The following is an 18027-nucleotide window of genomic DNA, read 5'->3' as shown; positions in this document are numbered from 1 at the left end:
CTCCTCGCAATGACGGATGGTTGAGGCATCGCGAAACATGGGTCCCGGCTTTCGCCGAGACGACGTGTTGAGAGATCGCAGCTATTCCCCCGCCGCCTGTCCGCTTTCCCAGCCGAGCATCGCGCGCTTGCGCGTGATGCCCCAGTGATAGCCGGTGAGCGCGCCGCTCTTGCCGATCACGCGGTGGCACGGCACCACGAACGAGATCGGATTCCGGCCGACGGCTGCGCCGACGGCGCGCGACGCCTTCGGCGATGAAATCTTGCAGGCGACATCCGAATAGGTGGTGGCGCGGCCCATCGGAATCTTCAGCAGCGTTTCCCAGACGCGGACCTCGAAATCGGTGCCGATCAGCACCACGCGCAGCGGCTGATCCTCACGCCATTGCGAGGAATCAAAAATACGTTTTGCGGACGGCGCGGTCTCGGCGAACGATTCGATGTAGGTCGCCAGCGGCCAGCGCCGCTGCATGTCGGCCAGCGCAGGCATCTCCTCGCCCTCATCAGCGAACGCCAGACCCGCCAAGCCGCGCTCGCTGGCGATGACGATTGCCATGCCGAACGGAGAGGGATGAAAGCCGTAGCGCAGCGTCATGCCTTCGCCGCCTTTCTTCCATTCGCCCGGCGACATCGCCTCATGGGTCACGAACAGATCGTGCAGCCGTCCCGGGCCGGAGAGGCCGGAGTCGTATGCGGCATCGAGCACGCTGGCGGAATCGCGCAGCAGGCGCTTGGCGTGGTCGAGGGTCAGCGCCTGCATGAAGTCCTTCGGCGTCAGTCCCGCCCAGCGCCGGAACAGATGATGCAGTTCGTCCGGCGTCAAATGCGCGGCGTCCGCCATCGCCTCAATGGTCGGCTGCGTACGCCACTGCTCGGAGATGAATCCGATGGCGCGGCGCACCGAATCATAGTCGCGCAACGCCGCGCCCTGCTTGGACGGCTTTGCGAGTTGCAGATCGGGGAGCATGGATTTCATCGCGGTGGTCATCATGGCGGCGTCCGTTATGCGGTGTCCATCATGACCCGGATGTAGGCCGCCCGTCCGGACGCAACCACCCGTTTCCCGATCCGTGCTCAGGTTACCGGATTGTAGGTCGGCCCGCGCTTGGCGGCCTGGATTGCTTCTAGTAACGCTTTGGAAAAGCTGGCTTTTTCGTCAGGTCCGAGGAAGTTGCCGATCGAGAGGCGGCGGCCTCGGGAGACCAGATAAAGCTTCTCGATGCCGAACTCGGCGTGGGCCTTCTGCTCGAGCCTGACCCACAGCGGATTGAGCGACCATTCGACGACATGGCCGCGATGGCTGACGCGGCGGACGCGGATTTCATACGGCGTGACCATAATGTCCTCGGTGGCGGCGGCGCGGCGGAAGTTCACCTTGAACGCCCAGTAGATGATCAGGGCGTTGAGTCCGAAAAACGCGAACACCGGCCATGCGCCCATCATCAGGAACATGACGCCCGCCGCGAAACTCACCAGGGTGACAAACGCCATCAGCGCGATAAACCCGCCGCGGCTGAGGGAGCGATGCGGCGTCAGGCGCGCGCTGAACAGCGGCGCGTCCGCGATCTGTTGGAGATCAAAATCGTTGCGCTCATCCATGACGTGTCACTCTAGCGCATTTCCGGCATGACCGCTTCCGAAAACCAGTTCCCTCGTTTCGGGATCATGCCTATACCGGGGTCATGGCGAAAAAGGCGATCACGTCCCGTTCAAAATCCCAGCCGACAGCGCGTGCGGCCATGCCGGTGAAGCAGACGCCGAAGGCCGCGAGGCCGAAATCTACAAAGGCTAAACCGATCAACTCCGGGCCGACAAAATTCAAGCCGATAAAATTCAAACCTTGGACCCATGCCGAAGTGGCCGAGGTCTTTAGCCGCTTCCGCAAGGCCAATCCCGAGCCGAAGGGCGAGCTGGAACATCTCAATCCCTACACGCTGCTGGTGGCGGTCGCACTGTCGGCACAGGCGACCGACGTCGGCGTCAACAAGGCGACGCGGCATCTGTTTCCGGTCGCCGATACGCCGGAAAGAATGGTGGCGCTCGGCGAGGAGAAGGTGCGCGATTACATCAAGACCATTGGTCTCTATCGCACCAAGGCCAGGAATGTGATCGCGCTGTCCGAGCAACTGATCGCGTTGCACGGGAGCCAAGTGCCGCGTGATCGCGAGGCGCTGGAAGCGTTGCCGGGCGTCGGCCGCAAGACCGCCAATGTCGTGCTCAATATCGCGTTCGGCGAGTCGACGATTGCGGTGGACACCCATCTGTTTCGCGTCGGCAATCGCACGGGTCTCGCGCCCGGCAAGACGCCGCTCGCGGTCGAACTGGGATTGCTCAAGATCGTGCCGCCGGAATTCGCTCGCCACGCCCATCACTGGCTGATCCTGCACGGGCGCTATACGTGCGTCGCGCGCAAGCCGCGTTGCGAGGTGTGCATCATCAACGACCTGTGCCGGTGGCCGGAAAAGACGGTGTAGACCTCGTCTATCCGTCATTGCGAGGAACGCAGCGACGAAGCAATCCAGCCCTTCCCGGGTAGCTCTGGATTGCTTCGCTTGCGCTCGCAATGACGATGAACCCCGAGAAAAACTGGGGGATCTTCAAGCCGTCGGCACGCTCGTTCGCCGCACCGGCTCGATCAGTTCGGGGCGCGGGCCCGACAGTCGCTTGTGCATGTGGACCATGAAGGCCATGCCGAACAGCGGCGTGGCCAGATTGACGATCGGGATCGACACGAAGGCCGCAATGAACAGCCCGGCGGCGAACACGGTCGCGCTGTTCTGCTTGCGCATGATTTTCGCTTCCTCCGGCGTGCGGAAGCGCATTGCGGCGAGTTCGAAATACTCCCGGCCAAGCAGCCATGCAGTGGCGATGAAGAACACGATGAAGCCCGCACCCGCAATCAAGACGAACGGCAGCGCAATCAGATAAACCAGAATCGTCAACAACGCGGTCCTTGAGCCTTCGACGACCGCGCGTCCGACCGGCAGCGCCGTGCCCGGCTTTTCCGCAGGGTAGTGCTGGCGCTCGACGATGTCGGCGACGTCGTCGACGAATACGCTCGCGACCAATGACGTGATTGCGGGCATCAGGAACACCGCGCCGACCACGACACCGAGACCGGCCGCGATTGAGACGATCCATGTGAGAATGTTGATGAGGGTGTGATAGTCGGACCCGACCATCGTCTCTGCCCACAGCCCGCCAGATCCGGCAAGCCAGCTTAACAGCCGCTGCAGCGCGACTGCGGCAGCGACGATCAGCACCAGCGCCAGGCCGACCGACTTCCACAGGATGGAGCGCATCGGCGGCGACAGGATCTGGGACAACGCCTTGAGTGCGGCGTCAAGCATGGGCCTTCCTCCATAAAACCTGGCGAGAGTTAAGTATGGGGAAGGTGTCTGGCAAGTGGCAACCCCGTCATTGCGAGCGAAGCGAAGCAATCCACCCTTGGCCGCAAGAACTGGATTGCTTCGTCGCAAGTGCTCTTCGCAATGACGACGCGCGGATTTACCCGCTTCGCTCGAGATCAGATTCAGGATCACGCTGCGTATTCGCGCGCCGGTTCCCGTTTCGGCGAAGCCTGCTCAAACGTCGCAACAGGCGCGAGCGGCGCCTCTGGCGTTTCGAAGATTCCCTCTGGAAAGGGATCAGCTTCGTCCGTCACCTCCGGGGACGGCTTTGTCGTGTCGGCCCAGTGCAGCGCCGTGTAATCGAAACCGCGGACGATGGTCGGCTTGATGATCTCAAAGTAGGGCGAGATGTCGAAGTCGCGCGGCATGTAGAGCGAGGAATCGCGGATGTGCAGGATTTCGCGCCGGGCCTGACGGCTGGCGGCCTGCGTGATTTTGGGCAGAATCGGATAGCGCACCGCGCCGAAGGCCTGCGCGATCAGCGCCGAGCAGATGATCTTGGTCGGATCGCCCGAACCCAGCGAGATCATGCGCCGCCGCCAGCGCTGCGGGACAGGCAGCGGAATGAGGTAGCGCATCAGGTCGAGAATATTCTTGGTGTCGTAGCCGAAGCCGATGCGGTTGATCGCATAGCGGCACACCGTGGTGCGGTCCTCGTAGGACAGGCCAACCGGGCGGCACATGCGAGTGTGATAGGGATAATATTTCGAAAGCGGCGCGGAGGTGACGCCTTCGCCGATATTCGCCTCGATCAGCACGTGCGGCTCGCCGTCAGGCTCGGTCGCGCCGTCGATCGGCCCGACATAAAGCGCGGCGTGAGACCACGTCGACTGCGTGAGATACTTGATGATGCCGGAAACGCGGTTGTTGCCTTCGACCAGCAGCACGTCGCCGGGCTCGACCAGCCCGCGCAGCCGCTCCGGATCGCTCGGCGTAAAAGGCTCATATCCCGGAACCTCCTTCTGGAGGTACCCGGCGATAATCTTGCCGACGGTATCGAGCACGAAGCCCATGGTGTTCTTCCCCCCGAGCGGCGCATTCAGGCCGCTTTTTTGTTGACTTAGTTTGGTCGAAAGCAATTTCAATTTAGTTCATGCGTCAAGCCTGCTGCTCATCAAACATTCACCATGACCGTTGCCGCGAGGCGCTTGATACGGCAAGTTCTGGTGGCTCGAATCTGAAGTTCGCTGAATTGCGCGGCACGTCCGGAGCGAACTTCAGATTCGAAAGACACCAGCAAATACATGATTCCAGTGTGGTTTCGGTTCGCAAGTCCGCATAAGAAGCTGCAGCAAACGCGGTGCGGACCTGCGAACCACCACGCTGGGATGTTCTCGCTTTTGGTCGAATTCTGGAAACCATGACATGACAATTACCCGGCGCGACGTCCTGGCCGGCTCAGTTGCGGTGGCGCTGTCGCCGATGGTGTCGCGCGCATGGGCGGCTCCCGTGCCGCGCGATGCCGAGGTGGTCGTGATCGGCGCCGGCGCCGCCGGTATTGCCGCTGCGCGCCGTATTGCCGCGGCTGGCCGCAAGGTTGTCGTGATCGAGGCGGCTTCCGCGATTGGCGGGCGTTGCATGACCGACGCGGCCGCATTCGATGTGCCGTTCGACCGGGGCGCGCGCTGGCTCTACAACGCCGAGACCAGTCCGATCGCGAAACTCGCGCGCGGCGTCGGCATGGACATGCTTCCCGCACCACGCGGTCAGCGCATCCGGATTGGCCGCCGCAATGCGCGTGCTGGCGAAGCTGAGGACTTTCTCGCCACGCTGGTGCGCGCCAACCGTGCGCTGGGCGATGCCGTGCGCGGAAAGGCCGATATGCCGGCGGCGGCAGGACTGCCGAAGGATCTTGGCGTGTGGGCGGGGACGACGGACTTTTTGCTGGGCGCTTATGCCACCGGCAAGGACCTGAGGGATCTTTCCGCGCTCGATCTCGTCGCCATGGCGCAGCGCGACGGACCATCGGCCTGCCGTCAGGGCCTGGGTGCGCTGATCGCGAAGCTCGGCGATGGACTCCCGGTCGTGCGGTCGACACCGGTGACGCGCGTGGTCTGGAGCGGACGTGATGCACAGGTCGAGACGCCAGCCGGCACCGTTGCCGCGAAGGCGGTCATCATGACGGCGTCCACAAATGCGCTGTTGTCGGGAAAGGTAAAATTCGCGCCTGAGCTGCCGAAGCGCCAGCAGGATGCGGCGTCGAAGCTGACGCTCGGCAGTTACGATCACATCGCGCTGGAACTGCCGGGCAATCCGCTCGGCCTGTTGCGCGACGATATCGTGATCGAACAAAGCGCCGACCGCAGCACCGGTTTTTTGCTCGCCAATCTCGGCGGCTCGTCGCTGTGCCAGGTCGATGTCACCGGTTCGTTCGGCACTGAATTGTCCGCGCGGGGCGAGGCCGCGATGGTGGCGTTTGCGACGGACTGGCTGACGAAGCTTTTCGGCGCTGACGTCAAGAACATCGCCAAGCGCACCACCGCGACGCGATGGAATGACATGCCTTATGTGTTCGGCGCGATGTCAGCGGCGTCTCCCGGCGGTCAGCCGGCGCGCAAGGTTCTGATGGAGCCGCTGGGAAGCCTGTTCTTCGCTGGAGATGCCGCGCATGAAACCCAGTGGGGGACCGTCGGCGGCGCATGGGAATCAGGCGAGCGTGCGGCGGACGCAGCCCTGCGCAAGATCGGCGCGCTGAAGGATGCGCCGGTTGCCGAAAAATCCGGCAAGAAGCCGAAGCGTACGCAATCCCGCACGACGGCGGAGCCTGCGTCTCCTGGCGGGCGCAGCCTGAACTGGCCGCGGAACTGAAGACGCAGGTTGTTCACATCGCCCCAGCCTTTGCTGGGGCGACGCCTGAACAATACATCAACCGCGCAGCACGCCGCCGGTCTTCTTGGTGACGTCCGCGACGATCTTCGAGGCCACCGCGTCGATCTCCTGATCGGTCAGGGTCTTTTCGCGCGGCTGCAGCGTGACCGCGATAGCGATCGATTTCTTGGCCTCGTCGATACCCTTGCCTTCATAGACGTCGAACACCGTCACATTGGTGATCAGCTTCTTGTCGGCGGCCTGCGCCGTGCGCACGATGTCGCCGGCCTTGACGCTGCGATCGACGATGAACGCGAAGTCGCGTGACACCGGCTGGAACGGCGACAACTCCAGCAGCGGCTTGGCGCGGGTTGGCTTCGCCTTGGCATCGGGAATCCGTTCGAGAATGACCTCGAACGCCACCAGCGGACCATCGGCCTTCAGGGCCTCCAGAGCGCGCGGATGCAGCTCACCGAAATAGCCCAGCACATTCGGCGGTCCGATCTGGATCGCGCCGGAGCGGCCGGGATGGAGCCATGCCGGGAAATTCTTCGACTCGGCAGCTGAGACGACCTGAAGCCCCTGCATCGGCGCGCCGGCTGCGGCCAGCACGGCGAGCGCATCGGCCTTGGCGTCCAGCGCATCGACGGTGAAACTGCCCGACCACTGACGGCCGATGCCTTTGCTTGAGGCCTGCGCGCGGCGCACGCCGCTCGCTGCCATGAACTGATCTTCGGGTCGGTCGCCCTTGAAGATCTGCCCCACCTCGAACAGCGCCACGTCGGCGAAGCCGCGATCCGCATTGGCCTGCGCTGCTGCGACAAGTCCTGCGATCAGCGAAGGCCGCATGTCAGACAGGTCGGATGCAATCGGATTGGCCAGCGTCAGGACGGCGCTGCCGCCGCCGAACAGCTCGGCCTGCGTTTTGGAGACGAACGACCAGGTGACGGCTTCGGTCATGCCACGTGCCGCCAGCGCACGCTTGGCGCGGCGGGTGCGGAGCTGAAGCTGCGTCAGCACCGACTTGCGCGGCGCATCGCCGCGCTCGAACGGCGTCAGCGGCACGCTGTCGACGCCGACAATGCGCACGATCTCTTCCACGATATCAGCCTTGCCGTGCACGTCGCTGCGCCATGACGGCACCGCGACCTTCACGACCGGACCCGCGCCCGCGACCATGAAGCCGAGATGCGCGAGGATCCGCCTGATTTCGGGCAGCGGCACATCAATGCCGGCCAGCCGCTTCACTTCCGTGACCGGAAACTCGATGATGCGGTCCTCGCCATGGCTCTTGCCCGCAACGACGATTTCCGATGGCGTGCCGCCGCACAGGTCCATCACCAATTTCGTCGCCATCTCAAGGCCCGGTACCATGAAGGCCGGATCCACGCCGCGCTCGAAGCGGTAGCGTGCGTCGGAATTGATGCCGAGCTTGCGGCCGGTCTGGGCGATGTTGATCTCGTTCCAGAGCGCCGATTCGATCAGCACGTCGGTGGTGTTCTCGTCGCAGCCCGAGGCCTCGCCGCCCATGATGCCGGCGATCGATTCCACGCCGCGTTCGTCGGCGATCACGCAGACGGTATCGTCGAGAGCGTAGGTTTTACCGTCGAGCGCGATGACCGTCTCGTTGCGCGCGCGGCGCACGGTGAGATTGCCCTTCACCTTCTTGGCGTCGAACACATGCAGCGGCCGCGCGCGGTCGAAGGTCATGAAGTTGGTGATGTCGACCAGCGCATTGATCGGGCGCAGCCCGATCGACGTCAACCGCTTCTGCAGCCATTCGGGCGAGGGGCCGTTCTTGACACCGCGCACCAGACGCAGCGCGAAGCCCGGACACAGCTTTTCGTCTTCGATCTTCACCTGAACAGGGCAGGGGAACTCGCCCTTGATCTGCTTCGGTGCGGGGTCCTTGAACTTGCCCATGTCGGCGGCGGCGAGATCGCGCGCGATGCCGTGCACGCCGGTGCAGTCCTGCCGGTTCGGCGTCAGATTGATTTCGATGACCGGATCGCCGAGCCCGGCCCACTCCGCATAAGCCTTGCCGACCGGCGCATCGGCGGGAAGCTCGATAATGCCGTCATGATCTTCGGAAAGCTCAAGTTCGGCCGCCGAGCACAGCATGCCGTGACTTTCGACGCCGCGAATGGTGCCGACGCTGAGCGTAATGTTCTTTCCCGGAATGTAGGTGCCGGCCGGCGAGAACACACTGATCAAACCTGTGCGCGCGTTCGGCGCGCCGCACACGACCTGCAGCGGCTTGTCGCCCTTCGCGATCTGGCCGTAATCGACCATGCACACGCGCAGACGGTCGGCGTTCGGATGCTGCTCGGCGGAAATCACGCGCGCAATGGTGAACGGCGCCAGCGCCTTGGCCTTGTCGTCGATGTGCTCGACTTCAAGGCCGATCATGGTGAGCTTGTCGGCGATCTTTTCGAGCGGCTCGTCGGTGTCGAGATGCTCTTTCAGCCAGGAGAAGGTGAATTTCATTTTGGTTCTCCGCCCTCGGTTTCTTCTCCTCCCCCGCTTGCGGGGGAGGTCAGGGAGGGGGCCTTTGTCTGCAATGCGGTGGTGATGGTTTCGAGGACGCCCGCTTTGTTGGTCAGGACGTCATGATTGTTGAAACGCAAAACGTTGTACCCTTCGAACGCCAGATAGCGGTCTCGCCGTGCGTCACGCTCAATGCCTTGCGGCTCATAGTGTTGCCCACCGTCGATCTCGATAACTAGGTTTGCGGCGTCACAGACGAAGTCGACGATGTACGGACCGATTGGCTTTTGCCGCCGAAAGCTTGCGCCATTCAGCCGGTGAGCGCGCAACTCGTTCCACATCACGCGCTCGGCGTCGGTCAAAGTGCGACGAAGACGGCGAGCGTTGTCACGCACTGCGCTCGTTGTTTTCCAGACAGGCTGCTTCGGTTCGTCAACCATTGCCCCTCCCTAACCCTCCCCCGCAGGCGGGGGAGGGGAGTATGCCGTGCATACTGCTAGCATTACGATGACAACCCTCCCGCCAGCGTCGGGACATCGAGCGGCTTGAAGCCGTAGTGATTGATCCAGCGCGTATCGCTCTCGAACATCTGCCGCAGGTCGTTGATGCCGTATTTCAGCATCGCGATGCGGTCGATGCCCATGCCCCACGCGAAGCCCTGATAGACGTCGGGATCGATGCCACAGGCGCGCAGCACGTTCGGATGCACCATGCCGCAGCCGAGAATCTCCAGCCAGTCTTCGCCTTCGCCGAACCGGATCTCGCCCTTGTCGCGGCGGCACTGGATATCGACTTCGAGCGACGGCTCGGTGAACGGGAAGAACGAGGGACGGAACTTCATGTTGACGTTGTCGACCTCGAAGAACGCCTTGCAGAATTCCGCGAGAATCCATTTCAGGTGACCGAGATGCGAGCCCTTGTCGATCACGAGGCCTTCGACCTGGTGGAATTGCGGCGTGTGGGTCGCGTCCGAATCGATGCGGTAGGTGCGGCCCGGGCAGATCACGCGGATCGGCGGCTTCTGCGACAGCATGGTGCGGACCTGCACCGGCGAGGTGTGGGTGCGCAGCAGCGGCCGCGAGCCGTCTTCCTTAGCGTTGAAAAAGAACGTGTCGTGCATTTCCCGCGCCGGATGGCCCTCGGGGAAATTCAGCTTGGTGAAATTGTAGTCGTCGGTCTCGATGTCCGGACCCTCGGCAATCGAGAAGCCCATGTCGGCGAAGATCGCGGTGAGTTCGTCCATCACCTGAGTGAGCGGATGAATGCGGCCCTGCTCGGCGGGCGTCTCGCGCGTGGGCAGCGTGACGTCGATGGTCTCGGAGGCGAGCCGTGCATCGAGTGCGGCGTTCTTCAGGATGTCGCGGCGCGCGGTCAGCGCTTCGCTCACCTTGTCCTTGGCGAGATTGATCTTCGCGCCTTCGGTCTTGCGCTCGTCCGGCGACATCTTGCCGAGCGTCGCGAGCAGCGCGGAGATCGAACCCTTCTTGCCGAGCGCGCCGACGCGCACGGTTTCCAGCGCAGCTTCATCGGAAGCGGCGGCAATCGCGCCCAGAATTTCGGCTTCGAGTTTGGCGAGGTCGGACATTGGAGAAAGCCCCATCGGAACGGTTTCATCAAAACCGTCCGGCGGGGATCAATCAGCCCAGCCGAACGGAGCGGGGCGTACTACGCCCCGGTCGCATCGGCCTCGTCCAAGAGGGGAGTGCTGAATGGCAAGCTCAAGCCGCGCGTGCGGCTGTTGCCAGGCTTACGCCGCAAGTGCGGCTTTGGCCTTTTCAGCGATCGCCTGGAACGCCGCCGGTTCGTGGATCGCGAGATCCGACAGCACCTTGCGGTCCACAACGACGCCCGACTTGGCGAGGCCGTTGATAAACACGCTGTAGGTCATGCCGAACGGACGTACAGCGGCGTTGAGACGCTGGATCCAGAGCGCGCGGAAGGTGCGCTTCTTCAGCTTGCGGGCGCGGAAGGCATACTGGCCTGCCTTGTCCACGGCGGCCTTGGCGGCGCGGATGGTGTTCTTGCGGCGGCCGGAAAAACCCTTGGCGGCCTTGTAGACTTTCTTGTGCTTGGCGTGAGCGGTCACACCGCGTTTAACGCGAGCCATGACGGAACTCCTTCATCTGAAAAGTGTGAGACAGACGGCTGCGCGAACGCAGCCAGATGTGAGCTGGGCCGCGCGAACGCGGCCAGAGGATCAGGCGTTGGGCAGGAAGTACTGCTTGATGTTGTCGCCGTCCGTCTTGAACAGCACTCGCGTGCCGCGCAGCTGACGAATCTGCTTCTTTGTCCGCTTGATCATGCCGTGGCGTTTGCCTGCATGGGCGGACATCACCTTTCCGGTGCCGGTCACTTTGAAGCGCTTTTTAGCGCCCGACTTGGTCTTCAGCTTGGGCATTTGGCTCTCCTGTTGCCGCAAAACAAACGCGCCCCGAGAGGCGCTGTTGCGGCTGAAATGCTCGTTAGAGCGTTGATAATGCTCGATTTAATCCCGTATGGAGAAAATCAGCACTGGCGTCGCCACGGCAGCCCTTGATCAGCCGGGCGACGAAGGTTGGGCTTATGGCAGACGATCGGCGAATTGGCAACGATTAACACCGCTTTTGCGTCGCCCGGGCGGAGCGTCCGGGTCGTCATGCCTGCTTGCTTTGAGCACCGAAGCGGCTGCGCCGGCAGACGGATCCATGCCGCGGGGAGTAGGACGGCCTCAGCGGGTAACGTATTAAGATACCTATCGTTTTTGAACGGATTCGACGTTGTCGCAGGCCTCTTATATACTGCGTTGCACTGGAACTTTCGCCACAGTCTGACTATATCCCTCTCAGCATCCACCCAACGCGAGGGATACACATGGCCGTGCGCGCCAAGACGATCGCTTTGTCCTTGAATCCTGCCGCCCGGCTGTTTGCCTTGGCCGCATTCGCCGCGGCCGCCCTGACGGCGGCTATTGTGCTGGCCGGTTCGGCCAAGGCCGGTTCCTCGTTCGACGGTGCCTGGAAAGTCACCATCATCACCCAGTCCGGCAACTGCGATCCGGCCTACAGCTATCCCGTGAAGGTCGTCGGCGGCCGCGTCAGCTATTCCGGTGACGGCAGCTTCGATATTTCCGGTCATGTCGGCGATGCCGGCGCGGTCAGCGTCGCCATAGCCCGCGGCGACCAGAAGGCCAGCGCCAACGGCAAGCTCTCGGCCAATTCCGGCTCCGGCCAATGGAGCGGCAAGTCGTCGAGCACGTCCTGCTCCGGCCGCTGGGAAGCGACCCGCGCGTCGTAAGAATTCGCGAACTGCCAAAACGAAAATGGCGCTGCAAATCGCAGCGCCATTTTTATTTCAGATGTTCAACGCGGCGAGCGATCGCGGTCAGTCTGTAATCGTCCTGATCCTCGCGGCGGATCTCAACGCGGCGCCAGGACCATGACGACCTGACGGCCCTCAAAACGCGCGTCCTGTTCGACCTTGGCGACCTCGGCGACGGCGGCCTTCACCTTGTCGAGCAGCTTGGTGCCGATTTCCTGATGCGCCATTTCACGGCCGCGATAGCGCAGGGTGATCTTGACCTTGTCGCCTTCCTCGAAGAACCGCAGCATCGCGCGCATCTTCACGTCGTAGTCGTGATCGTCGATCATCGGGCGGAGCTTGATCTCCTTGATCTCGACGACCTTCTGCTTCTTGCGGGCTTCGGCGGCTTTCTTCTGCGCCGAATACTTGAACTTCCCGTAGTCCATGATCTTGCAAACGGGAGGATTGGTGTTCGGTGAAATCTCGACGAGATCCATGCCCGCTTCCATCGCCATCTTCACCGCAATCGCCGTCTCGACGGTGCCGTGGTTGACGCCGGTTTGATCGATCAGCTGGATGGTGAGATTGCGGATTTCATCATTGGTGCGCGGCCCGTCCTTTGCGGCGGCGGGCGGGGCTCTGTTGGGACGGCGAATGGGTAAATCTCCGGTGTTGTGAACGAAGTAGTCAGTTTGAAGGATTAAGGCCCGCCGGGCAAGCGCGTGCAGGCTTTCGCGTGCATTTTCCGGTGCTGCCGCAGGACGTCGGGATCAGGCACAAAACCGTAAAATGCCTGACAAATAACCGCCCCCGGGGTGTCCCGCAGCCCGCTCCACATAGAGGTCCGGCGTCCGGTTCGCAAGCGTTACGAACCACTTGAAGCGGCCGCGTTGACGGACGGCGGCATCGGCCGCCATAACAGGTCCGGACGGGGCAATGTTCATGGCGCATGTATCAGACGGTTCCGCGACGCCGGAGCTCGGCTTTATCGAGGTGGGTGACAGCGGCCCCAAGCGGCGCATTGCCGTGCGCAAACGCGCCGGCGATCTGCCCGGGGTGTTCTGGCTGGGCGGGTTCAACTCCGACATGAAGGGAACCAAGGCGCAGGCGCTCGACGATTGGGCCGCCATGCAGCGCCGCGCCTGCGTGCGGTTCGATTATTCTGGACATGGCGAATCCTCAGGCAGCTTCGCCGACGGAACCATCGGGCAGTGGCACGAAGAAAGCCTCAAGGTGTTCGATTCGTTTTGTGAAGGTCCGCAGATCGTCGTCGGCTCGTCGATGGGCGGCTGGATGGCTTTGCTGCTGGCGCGCGCATTGGCGAAGCGGCCCGCGCCGCGCGCCACGCTCGCAGGCTTGGTGCTGATCGCGCCTGCGCCGGATTTCACCGAAGACCTGATGTGGAAAGGTTTCTCGCAGGAGATCCGCGACGAGATCATGACCAAGGGCGTGTGGCACCGGCCCTCCGACTACGGCGAGGCTTATCCGATCACCCGCAATCTGATCGAGGAAGGCCGCAACCATCTGCTGCTCGGCGGCACCATCGATGTCGGATGTCCGGTCCGGATTCTGCAAGGAGCGCAAGACCCCGACGTGCCGTGGCGTCACGCTTTTGCACTGACGCACTGCCTGCCGAGCGACGACGTGGTGCTGACCCTGGTGCAGGACGGCGATCATCGCCTGTCGCGGCCGCAGGACATCGCGCGCATGCTGGGCGCCGTGAGCGAGTTGTCGAACGGTTAGCGCGCGGTCAGGTCAGCGCCGCCGTCCACTCACTTCGCACATCCTCGTCGGCATCATGCGTACGTGCGGCGAGCTCGGAGAATTCCGCGCGCGGCAACAGCCGCGACAGCGCCCACACCGCAGCTCCCCGCACCAATGGGTTGGCATCGTCGAGCAGGCGGCGCGCTTCAGGAATCAATGACGCATCGTTGCTGTTGCCGATGGCGGTGAGCACATTGCGCAGGAACCTGTCGCGGCCGATCCGCTTGACCGGCGATTTCGTGAACAACGCGCGGAACGCCGGATCGTCGAGGCGCGCCAGTTCGGCCAGCGATGGCGCACGCAATGCATCGCGCGCGGCGAGCTTCGCCTCATGCCCTTCCTGCGCGAACTTGTTCCAGGGGCACACGCTCAGACAATCGTCGCAGCCATAGATGCGGTTGCCGATGGCTTCGCGGTACGCGTGCGGGATCGCGCCCTTGTGCTCGATCGTGAGGTACGAAATGCATTTGCGCGCATCAAGGCGGTAGGGCGCGGGGAAGGCTTTGGTCGGGCAGATGTCGAGACAGGCCTGGCACGATCCGCAATGATCAATATCGGCTGCATCATGCGGCAGGTCGAGTGTGGTGAAGATCGCGCCGAGAAACAGCCACGAGCCGTAGTCGCGCGACACGAGATTGGTGTGCTTGCCCTGCCAGCCGAGACCGGCCGCATGCGCCAGCGGTTTCTCCATCACAGCGGCGGTGTCGACGAACACCTTCACATCGCCGCCGGCGGTGGCCAGCAGCCAGCGCGCCAGCGTCTTGAGACGCTTCTTGATCAGGTCATGATAGTCGTCGCCGCGCGCATAGACCGAAATGTTGCCGCGCGTTGTCTGTTCGAGCAGCGTCAGCGGATTCTCATCCGGGCCATAGTTCATCCCGAGCATGATCACCGAGCGAACCTCGCTCCACAGCACCTTCGGGCTGGCGCGGCGCGCGGGCTCGCTGGCGAGCCATTCCATGTCGCCGTGTGAACCGGCATCGAGAAAATCTTGCAGCCGTTCGCGCGCGCCTTCGATCGCACCGGGATCGGTAATGCCGATGGCGCTGAAGCCGATGGCGCGGGCCTGCTCGATCAGCGCCGTCTTGACTGCGATGGCGTCGGCAAAACCTTTGTCGGTCAGAAGTCGAGATCCACGTAATGCGCCGACGCCGGGACGCCCGCCATCCATTCGCTCAGCAACGGGCGGAACGACGGGCGGGATTTGATCCGCACGTACCACGCCTTGGCTGCGTCGTCCTCGTTCCATGGCACATCGCCCAGATAGTCCAGCGCCGACAGGTGGGCTGCGGCGGCCAGATCAGCATAGGTGAGCTGATCGCCGGCGAGAAAATTCCGCGTTCGCGCCAGCCAGCCGATATAGGCCAGATGATAGCGCACATTTGCCTTTGCGGCGCGCAGAACATCGGTCGACGGAGGTCCGCCGCCGTGCTCGGGTTTCATGAACCGCTTGTAGATGCGCTCGGACACCAGCGGCCCGCTGGCCTCCTCGAAAAACTTGTCGTTGAACCACGACATCAGACGCCGCACCTCGATGCGGTCGTTCATCGCGCGGGGCAGCAAGCGATGGTCGCCGAGCGGCGCGCCGTGAATCTCGTCAAGGAATTCAGCGGCGAGACCGGCGCCCGGCATTGCGGGTGTGCCCTCGGCAATCAGCACCGGCGTGTCGCCGGCCGGATTCAGCGTCAGGAAGGCTTCGCGACGATCCCAGACCATTTCCTCCACAAGCCGCGTGTCCAGCCCGTGTTCGCCGAGCGCAAGCCGCACGAAGCGCGACCGCGGGCAAAACGGATGATGAAAAAGTGTGAACATGCAGCTGTGATAGTCCGGTTAGGTTTAACAAAGGGTCTCGAATGGCGGTTAACGCGTCAGATGGAAAAGCCTGATAAGCAGGCAACGGCCATTTGCCAATACTCTATTTCATGGATTTGACGTTGCGGCGACTTTCCGAATGGGCGACAAACACGCCGCTCGCAGGGCCCTCATCCACAGCGGATCGCTTTCATGTCATTCGATCTTTTCAAGGCTTTCATCCTCGGCATCGTCGAGGGGCTGACTGAGTTCCTGCCTGTGTCCTCGACCGGACACCTTCTTCTGCTGGAACGGTTTTTCGGGTTCAATGACGATGCGTTCGGCAAGACCTTCGTGGTGCTGATACAGCTCGGTGCGATTCTCGCCATTCTGTCGGTGTATTTTGCGAAATTGTGGCGAATCGCGCTCGGCATGTTTTCGGACCCCGCGGCGCGGCGCTTCGTGATCGGTGTGCTGATCGCGTTTTTGCCGGCGGCCATCATCGGCGCGGCTGCACATTCCTTCATCAAGGACGTATTGTTCAATCCATGGGTGGTCTGTTTCACGCTGATCGCCGGCGGCGCGGTGCTGCTGTGGGTCGATCAGCAGGATCTGCGCCCACGCTTTCATGACGCAACGACATTTCCTTTGCCGATGTATCTCGGCATCGGTCTGGCGCAGTGCCTGGCGATGATCCCCGGCGTTTCGCGTTCGGGCGCGACGATTGTGTCCGCCATGCTGTTCGGATCGGACAAGCGGGCGGCGGCGGAGTTCTCGTTCTTTCTGGCGATCCCGACCATGACGGGTGCGTTCGCCTACGACCTGTACAAGAATCACGGACAGATGACGGGGAACAACACGCTTCTGGTGGCGATGGGTTTCATCACGTCGTTCGTGGCGGCGATCATCGTGGTGAAGACGCTGCTCGATTACGTGTCGCGCAACGGTTTCGCGCTGTTCGCATGGTGGCGCGTGATCGTTGGCACGCTTGGATTGATCGGTCTGGCGCTGGGGAAGTGATTCGTCGCGCGCCTTAGCGCACAAGAGGTTCATGTTGTTCGTCATTGCGAGCGAAGCGAAGCAATCCAGAGCAGCAAGCAAAGACTGGATTGCTTCGTCGCTTTGCTCCTCGCAATGACGGTGCGTGTATCAGGCGCCCAAAACCTCACACATCCTTGTGCGCGAACTGCCCGGTCTTGCGGTAGCGCCACAGATAGGACGGCGCGACGGCTGCAAGCGAATCCGGCGTGATCCCCAAGCCTTCCAGCGTCAGCCCGGCGGCCTTCGCGGTGTCTGACACCACGTTGTCGCTGCGCAGCAGTTCGACCTGATTCGGCGTCAGCTTCAGATCGCCTGGCGCGAACTGCAGGAAGTATGACTGGATTTTCGCGAGCGGGAACGGCAGCGACATCAGCATACGGTTGCGCCGGGTGATATTCAGAATGAGATCGATAATCTCTCGCATGGTCATGATCTCGGGGCCGCCAAGTTCATAAGTCGCGCCCGGCCGGGTCTTGCCGTCCACCGCATTGGCAACGGCGGTGGCGACGTCGCCGACATAGACAGGCTGCATTTTTGTCAGCCCGCCGCCGATCAGCGGCAGCATCGGCGAAATCCGCGCCAGTCCCGCGAAGCGATTGGTGAACTGATCCTCGGGACCGAATACCACCGAAGGGCGGATGATCGTGGCCGAAGGTACCGCCGCCAGCACGGCGGCTTCGCCGGCCGCCTTGGCGCGTGCGTAGCCCGAATTTGAATTCGCATCGGCGCCGATCGCCGACACATGCACCACGCGCGCGCCGATCTCGGCTGCCGCGCGCGCCACGGTGTCCGCGCCCTTGGCCTGAACGGCATTGAAGGTCTGCGCGCCGCCCTCGGCGAGAATTCCGACCAGATTGACGACGACGCTGGCGCCGCGCGCCGCGGCCTGCACCGAGACCGGGTAGCGCAGATTGGCCTGTACCGCGTGAATCTGGCCGACCCGGCCCAGCGGCTGCAGGTGCCCGGCCAATTCCGGACGGCGGACGCCGACCCTGATGCGATATTCCCGCTTGGCGAGCGCCCGGATCACATGCCGGCCGAGAAAACCTGATCCTCCGAAGACCGTGACAAGCGTATCAATTGGGGCTGACATGCATGGTTCCTGCGCAAAACAAACGAAGCGGGAGGGCGGTCCCGCCGATTTCCGGCGATACGCCATCATCCGCGCGCTGTACAGGCCATTCCCGCGGCTTCATAGCGTTTTCGAGCGGAGCGGATACCGGTTAGCGTGAAGAAAATGAGTCAAAACAAGAATCTGGAGCGCCGGTTCTGATTCAATCAGAACCGCATGCTCCAGAGCAATTTGACAAGCGCGCGCCCTGTCCTTAGTAACCGCCCCAATGCCCAGGTGGCGGAATTGGTAGACGCGCTGGCTTCAGGTGCCAGTGGCTTAACGGCCGTGAAGGTTCGAGTCCTTTCCTGGGCACCACCCATCTCAGTTGATGTTG

18 protein-coding genes and 1 tRNA gene are annotated in these 18027 nt (G+C 62.7%); 6 read left to right on the top strand and 13 right to left on the bottom strand.

The features are described from left to right. Positions 1-81: 81 nt before the first annotated feature. Both BN32_RS16190 and BN32_RS16185 read right to left on the bottom strand, forming a co-directional pair. Entirely contained in the window at positions 82-990 is a 909-nt protein-coding gene (locus tag BN32_RS16190; RefSeq protein ID WP_019199305.1) for a methylated-DNA--[protein]-cysteine S-methyltransferase, read from the bottom strand. Between the two features lie 83 nt (positions 991-1073). Continuing rightward, a complete protein-coding gene (locus BN32_RS16185; protein WP_019199306.1) occupies positions 1074-1598 on the bottom strand; it encodes a DUF2244 domain-containing protein in 525 nt (174 codons plus the stop codon). Positions 1599-1681: 83 nt separating this feature from the next. On the opposite strand from BN32_RS16185, the gene nth reads away from it, so the two are divergent. After that, the gene (gene nth / locus BN32_RS16180; protein WP_019199307.1) at positions 1682-2473 is read left to right on the top strand and encodes an endonuclease III; all 792 of its coding nucleotides are present in this window, start codon (positions 1682-1684) and stop codon (positions 2471-2473) included. A 123-nt stretch (positions 2474-2596) separates the two neighbouring features. Here nth and BN32_RS16175 read toward each other — a convergent pair whose 3' ends face one another. Continuing rightward, positions 2597-3349 (bottom strand): sulfate transporter family protein, encoded by a 753-nt coding sequence (locus BN32_RS16175; RefSeq protein WP_019199308.1) that lies wholly within the window; start codon positions 3347-3349, stop codon positions 2597-2599. A 188-nt stretch (positions 3350-3537) separates the two neighbouring features. Next, positions 3538-4422, bottom strand: a complete 885-nt coding sequence (locus tag BN32_RS16170; RefSeq protein ID WP_019199309.1) for a YiiX/YebB-like N1pC/P60 family cysteine hydrolase — start codon at positions 4420-4422, stop codon at positions 3538-3540. Between the two features lie 352 nt (positions 4423-4774). Between BN32_RS16170 and BN32_RS16165 the strand changes: the two genes are divergently transcribed. Continuing rightward, the gene (locus BN32_RS16165; RefSeq protein WP_019199311.1) at positions 4775-6217 is read left to right on the top strand and encodes a flavin monoamine oxidase family protein; all 1443 of its coding nucleotides are present in this window, start codon (positions 4775-4777) and stop codon (positions 6215-6217) included. Positions 6218-6274: 57 nt separating this feature from the next. On the opposite strand, the gene pheT is transcribed toward BN32_RS16165, so the two are convergent. From pheT to rpmI, 5 genes are all read right to left on the bottom strand, one after another. Continuing rightward, positions 6275-8704 carry a phenylalanine--tRNA ligase subunit beta gene (pheT, locus tag BN32_RS16160; protein WP_019199312.1) on the bottom strand — a complete coding sequence of 810 codons (2430 nt, stop codon included), beginning with the start codon at positions 8702-8704 and terminating at the stop codon, positions 6275-6277. Beyond that, complete coding sequence (locus BN32_RS16155) at positions 8701-9144, bottom strand: endonuclease domain-containing protein (RefSeq protein ID WP_040426601.1); 444 nt, start codon at positions 9142-9144, stop codon at positions 8701-8703. The genes pheT and BN32_RS16155 overlap by 4 nt, the downstream gene beginning before the upstream one ends. Positions 9145-9206: 62 nt before the next feature. Next, positions 9207-10289 (bottom strand): phenylalanine--tRNA ligase subunit alpha, encoded by a 1083-nt coding sequence (pheS, locus tag BN32_RS16150; RefSeq protein ID WP_019199314.1) that lies wholly within the window; start codon positions 10287-10289, stop codon positions 9207-9209. 162 nt (positions 10290-10451) lie between these two features. Further along, positions 10452-10811, bottom strand: coding sequence for a 50S ribosomal protein L20 (gene rplT, locus BN32_RS16145; protein ID WP_019199315.1), 360 nt, complete (start codon positions 10809-10811; stop codon positions 10452-10454). Between the two features lie 90 nt (positions 10812-10901). Continuing rightward, positions 10902-11102, bottom strand: a complete 201-nt coding sequence (rpmI, locus tag BN32_RS16140; protein WP_011661951.1) for a 50S ribosomal protein L35 — start codon at positions 11100-11102, stop codon at positions 10902-10904. Positions 11103-11554: 452 nt separating this feature from the next. On the opposite strand from rpmI, the gene BN32_RS16135 reads away from it, so the two are divergent. Continuing rightward, the gene (locus tag BN32_RS16135) at positions 11555-11977 is read left to right on the top strand and encodes a hypothetical protein (RefSeq protein ID WP_019199316.1); all 423 of its coding nucleotides are present in this window, start codon (positions 11555-11557) and stop codon (positions 11975-11977) included. A 122-nt stretch (positions 11978-12099) separates the two neighbouring features. On the opposite strand, the gene infC is transcribed toward BN32_RS16135, so the two are convergent. Continuing rightward, positions 12100-12639 carry a translation initiation factor IF-3 gene (infC, locus tag BN32_RS16130; RefSeq protein ID WP_152343847.1) on the bottom strand — a complete coding sequence of 180 codons (540 nt, stop codon included), beginning with the start codon at positions 12637-12639 and terminating at the stop codon, positions 12100-12102. Between the two features lie 286 nt (positions 12640-12925). On the opposite strand from infC, the gene BN32_RS16125 reads away from it, so the two are divergent. Further along, complete coding sequence (locus BN32_RS16125; RefSeq protein WP_040426810.1) at positions 12926-13726, top strand: alpha/beta hydrolase; 801 nt, start codon at positions 12926-12928, stop codon at positions 13724-13726. A gap of 7 nt (positions 13727-13733) precedes the next feature. Here the strand turns inward: BN32_RS16125 and queG are convergent, their stop codons facing one another. Both queG and BN32_RS16115 read right to left on the bottom strand, forming a co-directional pair. Beyond that, positions 13734-14918 (bottom strand): tRNA epoxyqueuosine(34) reductase QueG, encoded by a 1185-nt coding sequence (gene queG / locus BN32_RS16120; RefSeq protein ID WP_019199321.1) that lies wholly within the window; start codon positions 14916-14918, stop codon positions 13734-13736. Further along, complete coding sequence (locus BN32_RS16115) at positions 14867-15559, bottom strand: glutathione S-transferase family protein (RefSeq protein ID WP_019199322.1); 693 nt, start codon at positions 15557-15559, stop codon at positions 14867-14869. Before BN32_RS16115 ends, queG begins: the two co-directional genes overlap by 52 nt. Positions 15560-15751: 192 nt before the next feature. Between BN32_RS16115 and BN32_RS16110 the strand changes: the two genes are divergently transcribed. After that, entirely contained in the window at positions 15752-16558 is an 807-nt protein-coding gene (locus BN32_RS16110; protein WP_019199323.1) for an undecaprenyl-diphosphate phosphatase, read from the top strand. A gap of 145 nt (positions 16559-16703) precedes the next feature. Here the strand turns inward: BN32_RS16110 and BN32_RS16105 are convergent, their stop codons facing one another. Beyond that, entirely contained in the window at positions 16704-17672 is a 969-nt protein-coding gene (locus BN32_RS16105) for a complex I NDUFA9 subunit family protein (protein WP_019199324.1), read from the bottom strand. A gap of 249 nt (positions 17673-17921) precedes the next feature. Between BN32_RS16105 and BN32_RS16100 the strand changes: the two genes are divergently transcribed. Then, positions 17922-18008: transfer RNA gene (locus tag BN32_RS16100), tRNA-Leu, on the top strand. Positions 18009-18027: the final 19 nt, after the last annotated feature.

The sequence above is a fragment of the Afipia birgiae 34632 genome, from assembly GCF_000308295.2.
In the GTDB taxonomy this organism is placed as follows: Bacteria; Pseudomonadota; Alphaproteobacteria; order Rhizobiales; family Xanthobacteraceae; genus Afipia; species Afipia birgiae.
This window is presented reverse-complemented; position numbering and strand designations above follow the sequence as displayed.